Here is a 16,830-nt window from a genome sequence, read left to right on the forward strand (position 1 = left end):
TAATCCTGTGCAATCACGGCTGGCCCGGCAGGGCCGTAAGGGACGGCATTTTACGCGCCATCTCCCCGCGGCGCAAATTTTATGTTAAGTGGGTCTCACACAGGTCGCTGGCGGCGTGTTCGCCGTAACGCTGAGACCAGCTGCCCGGCTGTTCCGCCAGGGCAACTTGGCGTTGCACGTCGTGCAAAAACTCTGCGCGCGGCAAGCGTTCGGCACCCATGCTCAGCAGGTGCGGGTTTTCCACCTGTGCATCGATCAGTGGCCATCCTCGGCCATGCAGATCGGCGGCCAAGGCGGCCAGTGCCACCTTGGAACCGCCGCTTTCCCCACTGAACATGCTTTCGCCAAAAAACATCCGGCCGACCGCGACGCCGTAGATCCCGCCGACCAGGCGCGCGCCGTCGAATACCTCGATCGAATGCGCGTGGCCTAGACGGTGCAAGGCGATATAGGCCTGCTGCATCTCCGCGGTGATCCAGGTGCCGTCCTGGCCGGGGCGCGGACTCGCAGCGCAGGCATCGATCACCTGTTCGAAGGCGGTGTCGGCGCGAACCGTCCAGGTGCTTGCGCGGAGCTGGCGCTTGAAGCGGGAAGACAGGCGCACGCCGTCGGTGCGAAAGACCATGCGCGGGTCGGGGCTCCACCACAGGATCGGTCGGCCATCCGAGTACCACGGGAAAATGCCATGCGCGTACGCGTTGAGCAGACGCTGTGGCGACAGATCTCCGCCGACGGCAAGTAGTCCGTCGGGATCGGTCAGGGCGGCCTCGGCAGGCGGGAATGGGGCCGAGGCGGACGTTGCCAGCACGATGGGACGGCGAAAGGGCGTCACGACGCTGGCCACCGGCCGGATCGCCGCAGCGTGCCGTGCGGGCATGGAAATAATGAAGCGGTAAAGGGCATGGGCAGGTGCCTGGTTCGGATCCGGCGATGGTACAGGTGCGCCTGCGGAGCACCCAGCCGGCTCAAGCCCATCGTTGCCGCTCCCTGCTGGCGTAATGCGCGTGCAAGGTCTGCTCGACCGGACGTTCGTCCACGCCCAATTCCTGGCGCGAGCGCCGGTTGTCAAGGCCGAAGCTGATCCCGAGATGGTTGCGAATGTACTTCGGACTCAGCCCGAAGAAGGGGCCGAGCAGCCGCAATGCCAAACCGGGAATCTGCAGGCGTGCCAACAAGTAAGGGCGGCGGTGGATCTTGCGCAGGAACCGCGGGATTTCCAGGAACCAGATCATCTGTGCCGAGGTGACGATGTAGCGGCCATGCGCGCTGGGCCGCCTGGCTGCGGCGATGTGCGCGTTGGCAACTCCGCGCACGTCCACCGTGGCGAAGCTCAGGTCCGGCACGCCATAGAAGAACACGCCGCGCATCAGTGCGTCGAGCAGGAACAGGCTGCCCGAATCCTAGCCTGCGGCCGGGGACGGACCGAGCACCCGGCCGGGATTGATGCAGACCAGGTCCAAGCGCTGCGGCGCACGGTACGTGACCCACGCTTCCTGCTCGGCGACCACCTTGGCGTCGTGGCAGGGAGTGTGATCGAGGCTGGTGGTGGTGTTGAAGAAGGCTTCCGGAAGCGTTTGCCCAGGCATGTCCAGCACGTCGCGTAGTCACCGAAGATCGCGCCGATGGTGGATGTGAGCACGACCCGCCCGACGCTGGGAGTCGCGTTCACTTGGCCAGTACGTTCCTGACGCCTTGCAGCGCGGGTTCCAGCAGTTGGGTGCGGCCGTTCTTGATCTTTTCCGACATCAGGAACGGCGAGGCGAGGTGATGCACCACCGAGCAGCCCTGCATCGCGTCGGCGAAAGAGCCGGGGACCAGAAGGTCTGCTTCGAACAACAGCAATTGGTCCGGGTGGTCCTGCCCTAAAGGCCGCAGCTTGGGCCAGGCGCGCAGGCTGCGCACGGTGGCGTGCACGGTGTCGCCAGCCTCCAGCAACTGCTTCACCAACCGGCAGGCGACATAGTCACTACCGCCAGTGACCAACACCATGTGCTTCATGGGCCGATTCCGGTGCAGGCGCAATACCCGGATCAATAATCAGCGCTACCATATTCAATGGTAGCGTCCGCAACTGCGGAATGACCCGGTACCAGTCACAGCGAATGCGCGGCCATGCGCAAGGGCTGCGGTGAGGGCTGATGAGCGGGTCGCGCGCGCGATGGCGCAGAAGGCTGGCACATGTCCGGCGCTGCCGGGATTGGTGCGGCGTCAGGGGGCTGTACCGTCCCGGGATGGGTGAAGAACCCGCCGCAGGGGCGATCACTCTTGGCGGAACGGCGAATGTCGCAGCAGGGTGGCGGCGTGCCGCTCGACCTCGGCCCGCTCCTGTGCGCACCAGTCGCCCAGCGGCTCGCGGAAGCCTGGATCGGCAATCCAGTGGCGACTACGCACCAGCGTCGGCAGGAAGCCGCGCGCGATCTTGTGCTGGCCTTGTGCGCCAGGCTCGAAGCGGGTCAGGCCTTCGCGCAGGCAATATTCGATGCCCTGGTAGTAACAGGTTTCGAAATGGAGGCCGGGCAGCGCTTCGCCGCCCCAGTAGCGGCCGTACAACGTGTCGTGGCCGCGCAGGCACAATGCACCGGCGATCTGTTTCCCGTCAAGCTCGGCCAGAAACATCACCAGCTTGCGTGGCAGATGCTGCGCGAGGTGGCGCAGGAACTCTGGCGTCAGCGCGGGCGAGTTGCCGTACGCATTGAACGTCTTGAGATAGAAGTCGTACATCGCGGCCAGATCCGCACCGCTGGCCTCATCACCGTGCACCACACGCAGTTGCACGCCGGCACGCTGCACCTTGGCGCGTTCCTGTCGGATGTTCTTGCGATGCTTGTGATCCATCGCCGCCAGGAACGTCTCGAAATCGCTCCAACCGCTGGCGTTGTGCCAGTGGTATTGCAGGTCGTTGCGCTCCAGCCAGTCGGCATCGAAGGCGGCATCTTCATTTTCAAGATAAAAGTTCACATGCGCCGACGACAAGCCGCTGCGCTCCACCAGCTCGCGCATCGCGTTCAGCAGGTGGCGGCGCCACTTGGGCGCACCGAGCAGACGCGGGCCGGTGACTGGCGAGTAGGGCACCCCGCACAGCCACTTGGGGAAATACTCCTGCCCGTAGCGCGCGTACGCATGCGCCCAGGCGTGGTCGAACACGAACTCGCCGTGCGAGTTGTTCTTGAGGTAACCGGGAGCCGCGGCCACCAGGGTGTCGCCCTCCCACACGGTCAGGTGCAGCGGATTCCAGCCCCAATCCGGGCGCAGGCAGCCCTCGCGTTCCAGGCCTTGCAGAAATGCGTAGCTGATGAATGGATGCGTGCCATCGTGCAGTGCATCCCAGGCGCCAGCCGAAAGTTCGTGCAGGTGGCGGCACCAGCGAGCGGACACCGTCATGTGGTGAGCCCGCCGGCGATGCTGGCCGCTTGGCGCGGCCGGCAATCAGGCACCATCTCAGGCGCTCTTGTCGAGGAAGCGCTCGGCATCCAGCGCGGCCATGCAGCCGAAGCCGGCCGAGGTGATGGCCTGGCGGTAATGCTGGTCGGCCACGTCGCCGGCGGCGAACACGCCAGCCACCGAGGTTTCGGTCGCTGCACCGTTCAGGCCGGAGCGGATCTCCAGGTAGCCGTTGTTCATCGCCAGCTGGCCATCGAACAACTGCGTGTTGGGGTGATGGCCGATCGCCACGAAGAAACCATGTGCATCGATGTCGCGGGTGCTGCCGTCGATGGTGGACTTGACCCGCACACCGGTGACGCCGGCATCGTTGCCCAGCACCTCGTCGATGGCGTGGTGCCAGACGGTTTCGATCTTGCCGGCGGCCACCTTGGCGAACAGCTTGTCCTGCATGATCTTCTCGGCGCGCAGCGTATCGCGGCGGTGCACCAGGTAGACCTTGCGGGCGATGTTGGACAGGTACAGCGCTTCTTCCACCGCGGTATTGCCGCCGCCGACCACCACCACGTCCTGGTCCTTGTAGAAGAAGCCGTCGCAGGTGGCGCAGGCGGAGACGCCGCGTCCCTTGAAGGCTTCTTCGGTGGGGATGCCGAGATACTTGGCAGTGGCGCCGGTCGCGATGATCAGTGCGTCGCAGGTGTACTCGGCGCCATCGCCGGTCAGTCGGAACGGGCGTTGCGACAGGTCGGCGGTGTGGATGTGATCGAAGATGACTTCGGTCTCGAAGCGCTCGGCATGCGCCTGCATGCGGGTCATCAGGTCCGGGCCCATCAGGCCGTGGGGGTCGCCCGGCCAGTTGTCTACCTCGGTGGTGGTCATCAGCTGGCCGCCTTGCTGCAGCCCGGTGATGACTACCGGCTTGAGATTGGCGCGGGCGGCGTAGACCGCAGCGGTCCAGCCGGCCGGGCCGGAGCCCAGGATCAGCAGGCGGGAATGCTTGGCGGGACTGGCAGAAGAGGCGCTCATGTATAATCGCGATCTAGGAATTGGTAGGGCAGGCGAAGCAATTCGCGCCCCTGTGGCGGCATAGAGTGGCGGTCCCCACCCGGTGAATCAAGGCGGGGCGATGGAACTGCTTGAACCGCAGATGGCATGCTCCGCTCAGCCCGCGTAATCGACGCCGCCTTGTGCGGCGTTTTTCGTTAAGCGTTGTGCAGCTGGGTCGTCGGTGCGCATGCAACTGCTGAAACCGTGGCCTCAGTCGTTTATTATCAAACACTAACAGCATTTTTCTAAGGTCTGGCTACAGGTGGCAAAGCAGGTTCCCGAACGCAGCAGCAAGCCCGCAGAAGGCAAACCGTCGGCGCGCAAGGCGGCGGTGGCGGACAATCCGCGGCGGCAGAAGCTCTGGCGCGATCTGGCGTTGATCGCGGTGGCGCCGTTGCTGCTGTATTTGCTTGCCAGCCTGTTGACCTATTCGGCGACCGATCCGGGTTGGTCGCGCACCGGCAATCTGGTTGCGCCGATCCATAACATGGGCGGCAGATACGGTGCCATGGCGGCCGACGTGCTGCTGCAGCTGTTCGGGTATGTGGCCTTCCTGCTGCCGGTGTTGCTGGGGGCGGTCGCCTGGATCGCCTTGATCGGCGAACGCGAGGAGCAGAGCCAGAGCGACCTGGGGCCGGCCCTGCGCCTGGTCGGCATGGTGGGCTTCCTGATTTCTTCGACCGGCTTCCTGCACCTGCGCCTGTTCCAGGGCGAAGTGGCCGAGGCCGGCGGCATCCTGGGCAAGTTGGTGGCCGGCTCGCTCAGCTCAGGCTTCGGTGCCTTGGGCGCGAACCTGTTCGTGCTGGTGCTGCTGCTGGTGTCGATCACCCTGGCCACCGGCTTGTCGTGGTTTGCCGTGATGGAGCGCATCGGCAAGTGGGTGCTGGCGCTGGGGCCGCTGATGCAGCGCAAGACCCACCAGGCCACCGAGTGGCAGCAGACCCGGGTGATGCGCGAAGAACGCGAGGCAGTGCGCAAGGTCGATGCGGTCAAGCAGGCCAAGCGCGAGCCGGTGAAGATCGAGCCACCGCCGGCGGTGGTGGTCGAAAAGAGCGAACGCGCCAAGCGCGACACCCAGATCCCGATGTTCCAGGGCGTCAGCACCGACGGCTCGGACCTGCCGCCGCTCGCGCTGCTGGACGATCCCAAGCCGCAAGCCAAGGGCTATTCCGAAGAAACCCTGGAAACGCTGTCGCGGCAGATCGAGTTCAAGCTCAAGGATTTCCGTATCGAGGCGCAGGTGGTCGGGGCCTATCCGGGCCCGGTGATCACCCGCTTCGAAATCGAACCGGCGCCGGGCATCAAGGTCAGCCAGATCAGTTCGCTGGACAAGGACATCGCGCGCGGGTTGTCGGTGAAGTCGGTGCGTGTGGTGGACGTGATCCCCGGCAAGTCGGTAATCGGCCTGGAAATTCCCAACGTCAGCCGCGAGATGATCTTCCTGAGCGAATTGCTGCGCTCCAAGGAATACGACAAGTCGGCCAGCCCGCTGACGCTGGCCCTTGGCAAGGACATCGCCGGCCGGCCGACCGTGGCCGACCTGGCGCGCATGCCGCATTTGCTGGTCGCCGGTACCACCGGCTCGGGCAAGTCGGTGGCGGTCAATGCGATGGTGCTGAGCCTGCTGTTCAAGGCGTCGCACAAGGAACTGCGGATGCTGATGATCGACCCGAAGATGCTCGAACTGAGCGTCTATCAGGGCATCCCGCATCTGCTCGCGCCGGTGGTCACCGACATGAAGGAGGCCGCCAACGGCCTGCGCTGGTGCGTGGCCGAAATGGAGCGCCGCTACAAGCTGATGAGCGCGGTGGGCGTGCGCAACCTGGCCGGCTTCAACAAGAAGATCAAGGATGCCATCGACGCCGGCCAGCCGATGATGGACCCGCTGTTCAAGCCGAACCCGGAGCTGGGCGAAGCGCCACGGCCGTTGGAGACGCTGCCGTTCATCGTCATCTTCATCGACGAATTCGCCGACATGATGATGATCGTCGGCAAGAAGGTCGAAGAGCTCATCGCCCGGTTGGCGCAGAAGGCGCGTGCGGCCGGCATCCATCTGATCCTGGCCACGCAGCGGCCGTCGGTGGACGTGATCACCGGCCTGATCAAGGCCAACATCCCGACCCGCGTGGCGTTCCAGGTCAGTTCAAAGATCGACTCGCGCACCATCCTCGACCAATCCGGCGCCGAAGCGCTGCTGGGCAACGGCGACATGCTGTATCTGCCGCCGGGCACCGCATTGCCGGACCGCGTGCATGGCGCCTTCGTCAGCGACGAAGAAGTGCATCGTGTGGTCGAGCATCTCAAGGCCAGCGGGCCGGTGTCTTATGTCGAAGGCGTGCTGGACGAAGTGCAGACCATGGGCGATGGCACCGTGGTTGGTGCGACCGGCTTGCCGGAAAGCAGTGGCGGTGGCGGCGACGAGTCGGATCCGTTGTACGACGAAGCCTTGCGCATCGTGACCGAGACCCGGCGTGCGTCGATCTCTGGCGTGCAGCGGCGTTTGAAGATCGGCTACAACCGCGCGGCGCGCCTGATCGAAGCGATGGAAGCGGCCGGCGTGGTCAGCCCGCCCGAGCACAATGGCGACCGTACCGTCCTGGCACCGCCGCCGCCGCCGAAGTAAGTGCCTGCGGTATCGGTGCACACGCTGCGTCGGGAGCGCTGCTGATTCACCAAATTCGCCGCGGGCAGCAATGCGGCATTGTTGGAAGCCCGTGCCTGTCATTGCCGGGCACAACGGCTACCCTGTGCGTGAGGGCCGCGCCGGCCGCCGTGATCGAGATCCATGTTGCATCGTCCCTTGTTGTTGCTCGTGCTGTTCCTGTGCGTACCGTTGCTCGCGCAGGCCCAAGCCCAGGAACGGCCCGCGCCCACCGCTGCGGCACGCACGCAGGCCGACACCAATGACAGCTTCGTGCGCTATCGCGCCGATTACGAAGTGCGCGCCGACGCTAGCAGCGTAGAGACCGACGAGTACGAGATCCTGCTCAAGACAAAGTCGGCGGTGGAGCAGTTCAGCCAGGTCCGGCTGAGTTACAGCGAGAAGATGGAAACGCTGGAAGTGCTGCAGGCGTATACCGTCACGGTCGAAGGGCTGCGCCAGGATGTGGCGGCCGACAAGATCTACACCCAGGAAAGCTATTCCAGCGCCTCGGCGGCGATGTATGCCGACCGCAAGGTCAAGGTCGTGGTGTTCCCGAATCTGGCGCCGGGCGCGCGCATCGTCTACCGGGTGCGGCGAGCGCAGAGCACGCCGTATTTCCCCGGCTATTTCAGCCTGTGGGAGACCTTCAGCGTGTTCGCGCAGTACGACGATGCGGTGGTCACGCTGGTGGCGCCGAAGTCGCTGCCGATGCATCTGTCGGTGCGTGGGTTGCAGGGGGGGACCAAGCCGGTCGTGCGTGGCGACCAGGCGCGCTGGGAGTGGCGCTACCAGCGCACCGCGCCGATGAAGAATCAGAACTGGAGTGCGGCCACCTGGGAGTTCAGCCCCACCTTGATGGCGAGTACCTTCGATAGCTGGTCGCAGATGGGCCTGGCGTATCACGTCAAGGGCGGGCGCGCCGCTGCGGTGACCCCGGCGATCCAGGCGCTGGCCGATGAGCTGACCCACGGCATCGACGCACCGCGTGCGCAGGCAGCCGCGCTCTACGCCTGGGTCGCGCGCAACATCCGCTATGTCGCGGTGTATCTGGGCAATGGCGGGCTGGAGCCCAACAGTGCCGACAGCATCCTGGCCAACCATTACGGTGATTGCAAAGACCACACCGTGATCCTGGAAGCTTTGCTTGCGGCCAAGGGCATCGCCAGCACGCCAGTGCTGATCGGCGCCGAGGGCGGCCCGACGCTGCCGGACATTCCGGTGCTGGGCCGCTTCAATCACGCCATTACCTACATTCCCGCGTTCGATCTGTATGTCGATTCGACCAACTCATATGCGCGCTTCGGCCAGTTGCCGGCCGGCGATCTCGGTGCGCCGGTGGTGCATACGCGCGACGGCAAGGTGACGCAGACCCCGCCTAACGACCGCAAGGTCAATCGCTATGTTGCCCGCACTGAATACCGCTTCACGCCGCAAGGCGGCCTGCAGGGCATGACCACGCTCGACAGCGGGCAGACCGGCGAAGTGGGCTTACGCGCGATGTTCGTGCAGCTCAATGCGCAGAATCGCAACCGCATCGAAGAGTCGATCCTCGCTCAGTCCGGTTTCGACGGCACCGGCGATCTGCTGATCCAGGGCGACCCGCTGGATCTGGATGCGCCATTCAACTACCGCTACGCCTTCCAGGCCAAGGATGCGGTGGATTTTTCCGTGGTCGGCGGCATGACCTTGCCGGACATGCCCGGTGCCGAATCGATCCGCGCGATCTACACCACCACCTCGGCCGAAGAGAATCTGACCCCGTTCTACTGCAACGACAGCGTGCGCGAAGAAACCTACGTGGTGAGCTTCCCCGACACGGTGCCGATCATCGCCATCCCGCGCAGCAGCACCTTCCGCAATGCCGCTGGCGAATATGTGGTCGATTGGACACGCGATGGGCAGACGGTGACCGCCGTGCATCGCTTGCAGCGCGCCGCCGTGCGTGGGCCGCAGGCGTTGTGCCAGCCGCAGGATTACCGCGCGTTCCGCGAGTTGTACCAGCAGGTGCGGCGCGGCTTTCGCGGGCAGATCGTGTATGGCGATTTGTCCAAGGTGCAGACCGCGCACTGAGCCGGATCGCCGCGCACGTGTCGCGATCTGGACATCTCGTGCAATAGCGCTCGCCCATTCATCCATGAAGCATCAGAATCTACGCATGTCCTTCTGGAAGACCGCGATGCATCGCCAGCTCCGTTATGCCGTTCTTGCCACTGCTCTGTTCGCCAGCACCGCCTTTGCCGCTGCGCGCCAGGAACTGGACACCTTTACGCGTGGCTTGAAGGGGCTGGATGGACAGTTCAGCCAGCGCGTGACCGACGCCAATGGCAAGGTCAAGGAAAATTCGAGCGGGCGGGTTGCGCTGGCAACACCGCGCCAGTTCCGTTGGGAATATGCCAAGCCCTACAGGCAGCTGATCGTGGCCGATGGCAAGAAGGTCTGGGTGTTCGACCCCGATCTGGAGCAGGTCACGGTGCGCGCACAAGGCAGCGAAGAACAGAACAGCCCGTTGGTCGCATTGATCAACCCGGCACTTCTGGACAAGAAGTACGACGTCAGCGAAGAAGCCGCGCCGCGCGATGGGCTGCAGTGGTTGTCGTTGACGCCCAAGGTCGACACCGACGCCAGCTTCCAGATGGCCTCGCTGGGGTTCGGCAAGGATGGCCTGGCCAAGATGGAAGTTGTGGATGCGGTCGGTCAGCGCACTACGATCAGCTTCAGCGGTTGGAAGCGCAACCCGGCCTTTGCGGCAGACACTTTCCGCTATACGCCAGCCCAGGGCGTGGATGTGGTGGGCGACGCGCATTAGCGCGTCTGCGGGATGCCCGGCATGAAGGCGTAGCGATCGGTCGGTCCTTCCATGGGCGCAGCAGTCGTTGTGATGTGACCGAAACTGCACCGTTAGGATGGCACCGGTAACGCTACGGGACTGGCTCGTAGGGAATCCATTGACCGACCGTCCGCATCGCTTCGGCGGATTGGTTGGTCTGGCGTTTGACGAAGAAATCGATTCCGCGTTCGCGTTGGCGTTTTCCCTTTTCGCGCAAGATCAAGATCGTCGGTTCCCAGATGCTTGGGTGGTTGATCAGTTCATCGAAGGCGCGATCGGCTTCCGCCGCTTGCGCTTCGCATCCGGCGACCCGCAATAGCTGGGCCTGCGCGCGCAATGCGTCCAGACGTGGCGCGGCTTCTGCCTGCAACACCCAGTCCACGATCAGCGAGGCGAATTTGTTGTCTTGCATATGGATGCGGACCCGGTCTATGAAGTCCTGCAACTGTCGCTCGGCCACCATGTAGAGCCGCTGGTCGTCGACCTTGCCTTGCAGTTTGGAGATTCCGTAGTGGGTCCATAACTGCCAGTTGCGTTTCACTTCGCGTTCGAACGATGCGAAGTTGAAGAATTCGAAGCCACGATCGGTGCGCACCGGATCGATTTCGTTATTGAACATCCACAAGGTAGAGAACGTGTTGCTGCCGGCCAAGTGCAATTCTCTGCTATAGCCGAGATCGAGCGAGGCCATGGACAGCCGCGCAACGGGGCTAGGCGGTGCATTGCCAGCGCTTGGCTGCGTCCACTGCTGGGCGACGAGACTGGCCGATGCGCGCCCTGCGATATCTACCCTGGATTGCGCAGTGGAATCCTTTAGCACCATTGTCATGTAGCCTTCGATCGGCGTCTGCGAACGGGACGTTTCCCGTCGTGCTTTGAGGCCGAGCGAAGCACCCAGGGTCGCGCGACGCGGTCGGCCGTCCATGTTTCCCACCCTCACGCCCGCGGCGACGCTGACGCTGGATTCGGTGGTCGAAGAGTTGCGCTCTGCATGGCCGATCAGGCCGACTGTGATGCTGGGGTGGTGTGCCAGCAACTCCGCCAGAAAATCGCGCTCGGTCAGCTGGGCGGTATCGCCGCCGGATTGCTCGGCAAGTTGCAGCAGATGTTCAAACATGGCCAGGAATTGCGCGCGTTGCTCCAATTCCTGGCCTTTGCCCCGACGTGGCACGCGGATCTGCACGCCATGTTCGATGCCCGATTCCTTTTTGATGCGCCACTCGGCTGCGCCTGTGATACCCACCGGTGCGTGTTCGGTGCCCGGCAGCAGCACGCCCGCGCTAATGCCCGTGCTGGCCTGGAATTGACGTGCCTTTTGCTGTCCTATCTGCAGCGACAGCCCGGTCCGTCCCATGTAAATCTCCACCGAGCGATCAGAACTGACTTGACCGCCTGCCGACAGTTTCAGTCCCAGGCCGCTGGGGATGATCGCAAGCGCGGCCGACAGCGGTGTGGTATTGAGCCCGATCACCCGTTGCTCGGTGATCCGCAGCTTATCGCGCCATTCCAATCGTTCCATCACGTTGCGCAGGCAGGCGAATAGCGCGCGTGGTGACCTGACGCGGGATGTGTCGCCCTCATGCAAAAAGCGGCTGGCGTTACCAACGGCCTGATGAAAGTGGTTGCGCGCTACCGAAGCCAGTTCCTTATCCAATGGCGCTGCGCCTGCCGGTGTGTCGTTCGGCTGTATGGCGTGGTCGAGCAGGCCGCGTTGGATCAGGCGCAGCGTTTCCGGCAGGCGCATGCGGCTGGTACGTAGCGCAACCCAGGCGGACGCGATCGCCGGATGGCACGCCGCCGGTTGCCGAGCATCGGTTGTGCTCAGGGAGGCAGTCACCGAGTCTTGCAGCTCCCGAGCGCGCTGTTCGATCTCGGCCAACACCTTGGCAGTGAAGATCAGTTCGGTCGCACTCTGCTCGTGCGGGAGCCATTGCACGCATTCCGCAAGCGCCTGCATCGCCAGCTCGTCCTGCGACGGCAACTGCCCGCACGTCATTTGAATGTGGCGACGCGCAACGAGCCAGTTGCTCAAGTGGCCGGCCGCCTCGCGAAAAGCGTCGTTGGCACGCCGCCCAGCAGTCGGCAGTGCTTCGGAGGCGCCGACCTTCATTCCCAGCTTGAGTGCGTTGAAAGGATTGAGGGCGCGCTTGCCCCGCGTTTGGCCGCCTGCTACCGCCCACTGCGCAAACATCTGCAGGCTTGCGTTGACGCGCGCATAAGGCGAACCAGCCCGCGTGGTTTCATAACCGTTGCGGATGGCATGGAATGCGCTGCGCTGGGCATCCGTTGCAGACTGCAGGCCCTGCAGCGGCGTTGCACCATGCACGGCATGGCGCGCTCCCATCTGCGCATCGGCCAACCAGGCGCGTTCGGCCTGTTCTGCGTCCGGCGTCAATGCAAGCCGGTGGCTGGCGCGCAGATGGACCTGCGCCGCTTCCAGCCACTCCCTGGCTGGGGATGTGGGTTCTTCGCGCAGCATGTGCAACAGAACCTGCATTCCGCGCGGAACGCTGACCAACAAGCCGACGCAGGTGGTCACGGCCTCCATCGGCGGGACTGCCTCGGCAGCGTTGGAGACCTGTGGTGGCGGAATCAGCTCGCGCAACTGCACCTCGCCCAGGCGTTGCAGCACGTTGGCCGCCGTCGTGGCATCGCTCTGGCTGGCGATCGATAACGCCTGAAGGGCAATGTTCAATGCGTCGACCGGCTGCAAGGCGTCGGTCCCGAATGCAGCGCTGCGTCTGTGCAGACCGTCGGCCCAGGTGCGCAGGACCTGTCGACTCATGGGACCGATCGTGTCCTCGCGGAAGCCGGGTAGGGCATCGAGCAGTGCCGCCATGGCTTCGGCGACGCTATCGTCAGGTGCGCGCCTAGCCTCATCGGCCGGCGACTGTGCCGCTGCAGTTTCCACCGCGCGCTGCATGTCGCCGTCCGCGGCTTCCAGCGCGCTGACTGTGTGGTCCTGCTGCCACAACTCCTTTGTGTTGACCCGCGATGAATGCTGCGCTTGCTTCAGTGTTGCCTCGACCTGGACGAGGCGCTCCTGTAGGCGCCGCGCATTCCGCTGGCAGCGCTCGGCATGCACGCTTTGCAGGGACAGCATCTGTTCGTCGCGCGCCAGCTGAGTGCGCAGTGCCTGGATTTCTTGGCTCTGCTCTGCGGCAAGGTGAGACGCAAGCGTGCGAGATGCCGGCGCACTGGTAGAACTACTTGCTTGATCCGACTGCAACGCATCGCGCGCTTGTGCATACGCGCTCTGTAGCTGATCGATCTGCGCATTCGTACGCGCGAGTGCTTGCTCCGCTTCTGTTGCCTGCGCCGAGCCGCGGCCGAAGAAGACCGCCTTGGCCAGCGCATCGCCGCGCGCGCGCGCGTCACGCAATGCGTTTTCAAGGCGAGTGCAGGTGAGCTGCAGTGGTGAGGAATCGGCGCTCTGATGCGTATTGGCCGCGCTTTGCGATGCGTGCGTCACGACAGCGCGCAACTGCGGATCGACCGGTAGCGCATGCAACGCGGCGCGTGCAGAAAGAATATTGGCCTGAAGATCTTGCATCGCCGCCGACACCGCATCGGTTTGCACATTGCATCCATGCAGCTGTTGCAGCAGCGCGGCGCGTTCGCGCGTCAGCACGCTGATGCTGTCGCTGAGATTGGCCGCCCGCCGGGCTCTCAACGCCAGCTGCTCGCGTGCGGCCTGTAGCGTCTGTGCATGTGCGTACTTCAATTCGTCGCGACGACGCTGGGAAATCCGTGCGGCCAGGTCGTGATTGGATTGCTCCAGCCGGCGTATCAACGCCCCATTGAGATCCTGGCTGGCATTGGGCGGCGGCAGCGCTGCTTGTGGAGAACGTGCGGCACTGGCGTGGCTGTCCGATGGATCGGCTGGTCGGTTCCGCTCGCACTGCACAGAGGAATAGCGCAGCAGCGTCGCGTGTGGTTCGGGCGCGCCACTACTCATGCCCAGTAGCTCTGCGGCCTTCCCGCAGGGCCGCAGGAGCGTGTGTCTGCGTTTGGGTGCTGCTTTCAATCCGGGCTCGACGACACTTGCCTGCGACGCTTGCTCAAGCAGCGTCGCGGACCAGTCCAGCGGATCGTCCTGTGCCTGGATCAGTTCTGCTTCGAACGCACGTGGATCGGGTGTCGCCAGTTTGTTGTGCGTCTGCCGCTTTGCCGAAGGTCCGGATGGATGCGAGATTGTCTCGGCCATTCCTGGAAGGCAAGCGGCAATGGCGGAGGGGCGGAGCGGAATGCGGGGCATGGTGGAATCCGTGCGCTGAACGTGTCGCTGGTGCTTGCGCCGCTTGCGGCCAATGCCGGGTGCAGGCAAGCGACACATGCGGTCAATTGTTACTTAATAACAATATTGCGCAGCGCGTTCGAGGCATTGCAGCTGCGCGAAGTGGTCGCCTGGAAAGAGAATGTCAGCGCGTCTGCCAGCGGTGGGCGAACACTGCGTTGTGGAACGTGGCCCCGACGCAGGCGTTAGAATGCAGTGTGAGCAAACGCAAACGTCCCGACTCGGTTACGCCTGATCTGCTGCATGTCGATCGCAGCGCCATGGGGCCGTTGGCAGAGCGGATGCGGCCGCGCACGCTGGACGACATGGTGGGCCAGAAGCGCTTGTTGGCTCCCGATAGTGCTTTGCGCCGCGCGGTCGAATCCGGTCGCGTGCATTCGATGATCCTGTGGGGCCCGCCTGGCTGCGGCAAGACCACCCTGGCCTTGTTGCTGGCGCACTACGCCGACGCGGAATTCAATGCGATTTCGGCGGTGCTGTCGGGCTTACCGGAAGTGCGCCAGGTGCTGGCCGAGGCCGCCCAACGTTTTGCAGGCGGCCGTCGCACGGTGTTGTTTGTCGATGAAGTGCATCGCTTCAACAAGGCGCAGCAGGACGCGTTCTTGCCGCACATCGAGCGCGGCACGATTCTGTTCGTCGGCGCGACCACTGAAAACCCTTCCTTTGAGTTGAACTCCGCGTTGCTGTCGCGCTGCCGCGTGCATGTGCTGGAAGGCGTGTCGCCGCAGGACATCGTCGAAGCCCTGCAGCGGGCCTTGCACGATGCAGAGCGTGGTTTAGGCCAGCAAACGATCCAGGTCAGCGAGGCATCGCTGCTGGAAATCGCAAGCGCTGCCGATGGCGATGTGCGCCGGGCACTGACCCTGCTGGAAATTGCTGCGGAACTGGCGACGGGCGAGGGTGGCGAGATCACACCGCGAACCTTGTTGCAGGTGCTGGCCGACCGCACGCGTCGGTTCGACAAGAACGGCGAGCAGTTTTACGACCAGATTTCGGCACTGCATAAATCCGTACGCAGTTCCAACCCGGATGCAGCGCTGTATTGGTTGACGCGCATGCTCGATGGCGGCTGCGACCCGACGTATCTGGCGCGACGGCTGACCCGCATGGCGATCGAAGACATTGGCCTGGCCGATCCGCGTGCGCAGGGAATGGCGCTGGAGGCATGGGACATCTACGAGCGCCTCGGTAGCCCGGAAGGCGAGCTGGCCTTCGCACAGCTGGTGCTGTACCTGGCCAGCACCGCCAAATCCAATGCCGGCTACGCTGCCTTCAATCAGGCCAGGGCAGAAGTGCGTGCCACCGGTACGCAAGAAGTGCCGCTGCATCTACGCAACGCACCGACCAAGCTGATGAAGACGCTGGGGTACGGCCAGGACTATCAATACGACCATGATGCCGAAGGCGGCATCGCGCTGGATCAGACCGGCTTCCCGGATGCGATGGGCGAGCGCGTGTATTACAACCCGATGCCGCGCGGGATGGAGATCAAGCTGAAAGAAAAGCTGGACCGGTTGCGCGAAACCAGGGGGCAGGCGCGCGCGGAAAAGCGTGGATCCAAGAGCCAGACATGATGCCGCCAGTAAGCGCGGGCGAAGCTTGACTTCAGTCGAGCGTCAACCTGCCGACCCGCCCGAATTCTACTGGCGTCTTGACGTAGGGCAGTGCAACGTCTTCATCGGCGATGCGTGCAAATAAACGCTCGCAAGCTGATGCGTCTGCGCAAATCATGATCGTCAGTGGTTGGTCGGCCAATTCGAAAAAACCCGCTGAATGCAACAGCCCTGCGTGGCCAAAGCCTTCCTGGCCGCTCACGACGGTACCGCCGCTGGCACCACAGTCGCGTGCGGTTTCCAATACCCAGTCGCAGAGCGCTGCATGCCCATGGCGGGCACCTTGGCTGGTGAAAAACGTAAGTTGATAACCCTTCATTCGGCAATTCCCAATGATGACTTGCGCAACAGGCCAATGGTCAGCATGCCCAGCATCAGCAACGCGAGCGAGCCGCCGACGTGCAGGCCGAGCATGCCGGCCGACATCCCAAGCCTTCCTTCACGCAGCAGCGAAAACAACTCGGCAGTAAAGGTGGAGAACGTGGACAGCCCTCCCGCCAGGCCGGTGATCATAAACAGACGCCACAGCGGCGAAAGACCGGGTACGGTGCCGACATAGGCGATGGTCACGCCGACCACATAGGCGGCGATGAGATTTGCTGCGAGTGTTCCGATCGGCAGCGGAGGGAAGATGGCGTTGAGAGCCAGGCCTAGCCCGTATCGAGCCAGCGCTCCCAGACTGGCGCCCAGCGAAATGGCGGCGATGGTATAGATTGGTGTCACATGGCTTCTCCGGGGCTTGGTCTGTAGTGTGTCAGCGAATTTCGCAGCAGCACAACAGCACTGCGCGCACATCTCGTAGCTCGTCGCGATGCGCATCCAAAAAGCCGTGCAGGTGCGCCTGACTATCGATCAGTTCCAGGCATTGTCGGTGGCGCATGTGGGCCAGTTCCGGATGATGATGGAACATCTGTGCTTGTCCCGCGAGATAGTCCGAATCCACATGCAGCAAGACGGCCTGCGCGATGCCACTGCGCCTTGCAGCGTGTAGCAGATGGCGCGCCAAAGCCGGAGCGCCCAG

General features: G+C 63.8%; 14 protein-coding genes. 4 read left to right on the top strand and 10 right to left on the bottom strand.

Annotated elements, in window-relative coordinates:
• Positions 1–79: 79 nt before the first annotated feature.
• From aat to trxB, 6 genes are all read right to left on the bottom strand, one after another.
• Positions 80–877 (bottom strand): leucyl/phenylalanyl-tRNA--protein transferase, encoded by a 798-nt coding sequence (gene aat, locus WJW29_RS10670; protein ID WP_011259185.1) that lies wholly within the window; start codon positions 875–877, stop codon positions 80–82.
• A gap of 88 nt (positions 878–965) precedes the next feature.
• On the bottom strand, positions 966–1,367 hold the full coding sequence (locus tag WJW29_RS10675; protein WP_011259184.1) for a hypothetical protein: 402 nt from the start codon (positions 1,365–1,367) through the stop codon (positions 966–968).
• A gap of 33 nt (positions 1,368–1,400) precedes the next feature.
• Positions 1,401–1,586 (bottom strand): hypothetical protein, encoded by a 186-nt coding sequence (locus WJW29_RS10680; RefSeq protein ID WP_228329612.1) that lies wholly within the window; start codon positions 1,584–1,586, stop codon positions 1,401–1,403.
• A gap of 79 nt (positions 1,587–1,665) precedes the next feature.
• Positions 1,666–1,998 (bottom strand): NAD-dependent epimerase/dehydratase family protein, encoded by a 333-nt coding sequence (locus WJW29_RS10685; protein ID WP_011408663.1) that lies wholly within the window; start codon positions 1,996–1,998, stop codon positions 1,666–1,668.
• Positions 1,999–2,259: 261 nt separating this feature from the next.
• Positions 2,260–3,381, bottom strand: coding sequence for a GNAT family N-acetyltransferase (locus tag WJW29_RS10690; protein ID WP_011408662.1), 1,122 nt, complete (start codon positions 3,379–3,381; stop codon positions 2,260–2,262).
• Positions 3,382–3,438: 57 nt separating this feature from the next.
• Entirely contained in the window at positions 3,439–4,407 is a 969-nt protein-coding gene (trxB, locus tag WJW29_RS10695; protein ID WP_011259181.1) for a thioredoxin-disulfide reductase, read from the bottom strand.
• 283 nt (positions 4,408–4,690) lie between these two features.
• Here trxB and WJW29_RS10700 point away from each other — a divergent pair, with 283 nt between their 5' ends.
• The 3 genes from WJW29_RS10700 to lolA all read left to right on the top strand — a co-directional run bounded on the left by WJW29_RS10700 (position 4,691) and on the right by lolA (position 9,878).
• Entirely contained in the window at positions 4,691–7,051 is a 2,361-nt protein-coding gene (locus WJW29_RS10700; RefSeq protein WP_011259180.1) for a DNA translocase FtsK, read from the top strand.
• A 162-nt stretch (positions 7,052–7,213) separates the two neighbouring features.
• Entirely contained in the window at positions 7,214–9,142 is a 1,929-nt protein-coding gene (locus WJW29_RS10705; protein ID WP_011259179.1) for a DUF3857 and transglutaminase domain-containing protein, read from the top strand.
• A gap of 64 nt (positions 9,143–9,206) precedes the next feature.
• Positions 9,207–9,878, top strand: coding sequence for an outer membrane lipoprotein chaperone LolA (gene lolA / locus WJW29_RS10710; protein WP_027703232.1), 672 nt, complete (start codon positions 9,207–9,209; stop codon positions 9,876–9,878).
• A 112-nt stretch (positions 9,879–9,990) separates the two neighbouring features.
• Here the strand turns inward: lolA and xopZ are convergent, their stop codons facing one another.
• On the bottom strand, positions 9,991–14,157 hold the full coding sequence (gene xopZ / locus WJW29_RS10715; RefSeq protein ID WP_011259177.1) for a XopZ family type III secretion system effector: 4,167 nt from the start codon (positions 14,155–14,157) through the stop codon (positions 9,991–9,993).
• 236 nt (positions 14,158–14,393) lie between these two features.
• Between xopZ and WJW29_RS10720 the strand changes: the two genes are divergently transcribed.
• A complete protein-coding gene (locus WJW29_RS10720) occupies positions 14,394–15,770 on the top strand; it encodes a replication-associated recombination protein A (protein ID WP_011259176.1) in 1,377 nt (458 codons plus the stop codon).
• Between the two features lie 31 nt (positions 15,771–15,801).
• Here WJW29_RS10720 and WJW29_RS10725 read toward each other — a convergent pair whose 3' ends face one another.
• From WJW29_RS10725 to WJW29_RS10735, 3 genes are read right to left on the bottom strand one after another with little or no spacing between them, the layout of a single operon-like run.
• Positions 15,802–16,128, bottom strand: a complete 327-nt coding sequence (locus WJW29_RS10725; protein WP_011259175.1) for a DUF190 domain-containing protein — start codon at positions 16,126–16,128, stop codon at positions 15,802–15,804.
• The gene (crcB, locus tag WJW29_RS10730) at positions 16,125–16,532 is read right to left on the bottom strand and encodes a fluoride efflux transporter CrcB (protein WP_011408660.1); all 408 of its coding nucleotides are present in this window, start codon (positions 16,530–16,532) and stop codon (positions 16,125–16,127) included. Before crcB ends, WJW29_RS10725 begins: the two co-directional genes overlap by 4 nt.
• 31 nt (positions 16,533–16,563) lie before the next feature.
• Positions 16,564–16,815 carry a hypothetical protein gene (locus WJW29_RS10735; protein ID WP_256724591.1) on the bottom strand — a complete coding sequence of 84 codons (252 nt, stop codon included), beginning with the start codon at positions 16,813–16,815 and terminating at the stop codon, positions 16,564–16,566.
• Positions 16,816–16,830 lie beyond the last annotated feature (15 nt).

The organism is Xanthomonas sp. JL1, from assembly GCF_038405005.1.

What these genes read in the sequence shown, in the direction of transcription:
- WJW29_RS10675 (WP_011259184.1), bottom strand. Translation starts at nt 1,367, where the DNA reads ATGCGCGGCGTGTTCTTCTATGGCGTGCCGGACCTGAGCTTCGCCACG.
- WJW29_RS10685 (WP_011408663.1), bottom strand. Translation starts at nt 1,998, where the DNA reads ATGAAGCACATGGTGTTGGTCACTGGCGGTAGTGACTATGTCGCCTGC.
- WJW29_RS10690 (WP_011408662.1), bottom strand. Translation starts at nt 3,381, where the DNA reads ATGACGGTGTCCGCTCGCTGGTGCCGCCACCTGCACGAACTTTCGGCT.
- WJW29_RS10725 (WP_011259175.1), bottom strand. Translation starts at nt 16,128, where the DNA reads ATGAAGGGTTATCAACTTACGTTTTTCACCAGCCAAGGTGCCCGCCAT.
- lolA (WP_027703232.1), top strand. Translation starts at nt 9,207, where the DNA reads ATGAAGCATCAGAATCTACGCATGTCCTTCTGGAAGACCGCGATGCAT.
- aat (WP_011259185.1), bottom strand. Translation starts at nt 877, where the DNA reads ATGCCCGCACGGCACGCTGCGGCGATCCGGCCGGTGGCCAGCGTCGTG.
- WJW29_RS10705 (WP_011259179.1), top strand. Translation starts at nt 7,214, where the DNA reads ATGTTGCATCGTCCCTTGTTGTTGCTCGTGCTGTTCCTGTGCGTACCG.
- WJW29_RS10680 (WP_228329612.1), bottom strand. Translation starts at nt 1,586, where the DNA reads ATGCCTGGGCAAACGCTTCCGGAAGCCTTCTTCAACACCACCACCAGC.
- trxB (WP_011259181.1), bottom strand. Translation starts at nt 4,407, where the DNA reads ATGAGCGCCTCTTCTGCCAGTCCCGCCAAGCATTCCCGCCTGCTGATC.
- xopZ (WP_011259177.1), bottom strand. Translation starts at nt 14,157, where the DNA reads ATGCCCCGCATTCCGCTCCGCCCCTCCGCCATTGCCGCTTGCCTTCCA.